The organism is Suttonella ornithocola (assembly GCF_001889065.1).
Lineage (GTDB): Bacteria > Pseudomonadota > Gammaproteobacteria > Cardiobacteriales > Cardiobacteriaceae > Suttonella_A > Suttonella_A ornithocola.
Window position 1 is genome coordinate 1 of the sequence record NZ_LWHB01000202.1, and the last position, 2,912, is coordinate 2,912.

2 protein-coding genes and 1 pseudogene are annotated in these 2,912 nt (G+C 37.1%); 2 read left to right on the forward strand and 1 reads right to left on the reverse strand.

Annotated features, from left to right (window positions below; all coding sequences use genetic code 11):
* The first annotated feature begins 267 nt into the window (after window positions 1-267).
* Together A5N85_RS12840 and A5N85_RS12845 are read left to right on the forward strand one after the other, a co-directional pair.
* Window positions 268-1,032, forward strand: coding sequence for a Slam-dependent surface lipoprotein (locus A5N85_RS12840; RefSeq protein WP_072577556.1), 765 nt, complete (start codon window positions 268-270; stop codon window positions 1,030-1,032).
* A 63-nt stretch (window positions 1,033-1,095) separates the two neighbouring features.
* Window positions 1,096-2,478, forward strand: coding sequence for a surface lipoprotein assembly modifier (locus tag A5N85_RS12845; protein WP_084601799.1), 1,383 nt, complete (start codon window positions 1,096-1,098; stop codon window positions 2,476-2,478).
* A gap of 206 nt (window positions 2,479-2,684) precedes the next feature.
* Here the strand turns inward: A5N85_RS12845 and A5N85_RS16740 are convergent.
* Window positions 2,685-2,912: pseudogene (locus A5N85_RS16740) on the reverse strand (IS630 family transposase); the annotation flags it as partial.

Below are 2,912 nucleotides of genomic sequence, written 5' to 3' on the forward strand. Positions count from 1 at the left end.
GAATACTGAATACTGAATACTGAAATACTGAATACTGAATACTGAATACTGAATACTGAATACTGAATACTGAATACTGAATACTGAATACTGAATACTGAATACTGAATACTGAATACTGAATACTGAATACTGAATACTGAATGCTGAATGCTGAATGCTGAATGCTGAATGCTGAATGCTGAATGCTGAATGCTGCCAGCATGACGCTCGCTTTAATGAGTAAGCAAGTGTCATTTTTTATTTTTATTACTCATGGAGCAATTTATGAAATATTCTCAACTCACTTTATTGATTAGCACTGCTTTATTCCTTACTGCCTGTGGTGGTGGTGGCTCATCAGACCTTTCTGCGACCTCAAACGTTAGCAACAATAATCATTCAAATACTTCAGAAACAAACTTCAATAACAATAATAGCTCTGGACATAAACCTGCTAATTTAGCAACTAATCATGCGATAAAACTGTCTATCCAAGATGCACAAGTAACACAATTAGAAAATGTGGATAACCAATCCGTTGATCTTAATCAATTGATTGTTGATGGTCAAACCATTCCATTAACATATCCAGGAATTTCTGCAGTTAGCTTTATTTCTATAAATGGTAGTAATGTTAGCGGGAACCATATGAGCTATGCTCGCTATGGTACGGTAAATAGTGCAAATGGTCCATACATCTTCTCTCAAGGACAAGTCACTCCCGCTAAAGAAATTCCTCAAACGGGTATTGCAACCTATAAAGGGCTTTCAGTTTATGTTTCTAAAGAACGAGAAGCATCTACTGGCAGTTCGGAATTTAATGTTGATTTTGGTCAAAAAACTTTAACAGGAAATATTCATATAAAAGATATTACGGATATTGCACTCAATGCTAATATTCAAGGCAATACCTTTAAAGGCAAAACCGTCGAAGGCGTCGAAACTCAAGGTAGTTTTTATGGTCCAAAAGCAGCTGAACTTTCTGGTGTATACAGTAATGCTAATCAAAAAATTTCTGGTGCTTATGGTGCTGTACTTGTAAAACCATAACTTCTCTTTTTAAGAAAGCCTCTAAAATGAGGCTTTTAAACGCTTTTAATCTAATACGAAATAATGATGAAAATTCTTCCTTTGTTTTTTATTCCTGCTGTTGCTTTTTCTGCTAATAATATTGCCACACCTGATACAAACTATAATTTAAATCGTCAACAATTAGCGCAAAGCATGAGTGAGCAACCCGCGTCAAAAGGTAAAACCATTAATCTCACTAGCGAAGAATTGTTACAACAGCCTAAACTACTCGAGCGCGTATTAGATAGTTCCATCAGTTTAGGAAATGTTGAAGCCGTAGAGAAATTTCTCCCACTTTACGAGCAGCTACCGAAAAAAAATCCTATTCTAGTGGCTTATGCTCGTGCAATGCTTGCGCGCGTTCACGGTAATATTAAAGAAAGCATTGATTATCTTCGTCAAATTATTGCAGATAATCCAGAGCTAACGCCGGTACGTTTACAACTTGCAACAGCATTGGCACAAGATAGACAAATCATTGCTGCACAAGATCAATTTGAGAAAGTCAAAAGCGCGCCCAATTTACCGCCAGAAATTGCTCAACAAGTAGACGCTTACCAAGATTATTTAAAACGCGCAGATAGTTGGGATATCAGTGGTAATATTCGATATTTGAGCGAGAATAATGTGAATAACGCGCCTAAAAATCGGACTTATGGACGTTGGACACTACCTGCTGCAGAAAGCGCCCATGGTATCGGCTATCAATTGGGCGTTGGAAAAACGTATGGTTTTGCCGATAATTGGGCATGGAAAAATGATGTTTCTATTTATGGCAAAACCTATTGGGATAACCATGTTTATGATGACCTAATTGTCCGATTATCTAGTGGTCCACTCTATCGAGATGCTCTAAAAGAAATTGCTGTTGCGCCTTATTTTGAATACCGCCGATACGGTGGAGAAAGCTATTCTCGTGGCTATGGTATTAGCACAGATATCAGTGCAGTATTAAATCCACAGTGGCAAAATTTTAGTGCCTTACAAGTTGGCCTTAAACGCTATAATCATCGTCCGCACTTAAATGGCAACAGTCTATTTTTCTCTAATACAGTGCTGTATCGTCATAATCCAAAGCAAAGCTTTTATGGCGGATTGGACCTTAGCTGGGAAACAGCTAAAGATAAAAGTGATGCTTATAAGCGAATTGGGGTGAGAATAGGTTGGGAACAGGAATGGGCAAAAGGAATTTCCAGTAATCTTCAGTTAGGCGCTGCGTACCGGCACTATGATGGAAAAGACTTTTTGCAAATCCAAAGAGCAGATCGAGAATATAGCGCTAACATAAGCTTATGGAACCGCGCTTGGCACTATCACGGACTCACCCCTAGATTGACTTGGCAATTAACTGAAAATCGTAGTAATCATCCTATGTATCGTTATGGAAAAAATCAGGTATTTTTGCAAGTCAGTAAAAAATTCTAATCTCTTACTGATATATTTACTATATAACTCTCAGTCTCTTACATAGTGCAATCAGCTAAAGAACATGATTCACTACCTGAAACGCTAGGTAAAATTTATAAAAAATTCTGTTTTTCAGCTGATTTGACTATATGCCTTATGCTTCGGCGTTAGATTTTGGTATAGTGCAATCATCTAAAGCCCAACCCAATCCAAAGCAGATATAGTCAATTAAATCCAGAATAGGACAAAAGAGCATCCCAAAAGACATCAAAATTAGATAAAACTTTACGTAAATACTTTTAAGATTGCCCCACTGCTTTTTGATTAGATTTAACTCTGGCGAATAAGGTGATAAAGGCAAAACAACGTGACCAAATTTTTCGGCTAACGCTTTTAGAACCTTCATTCAATGAAATTGAGCATTATCCATAATAATCACTGATTTAACACTC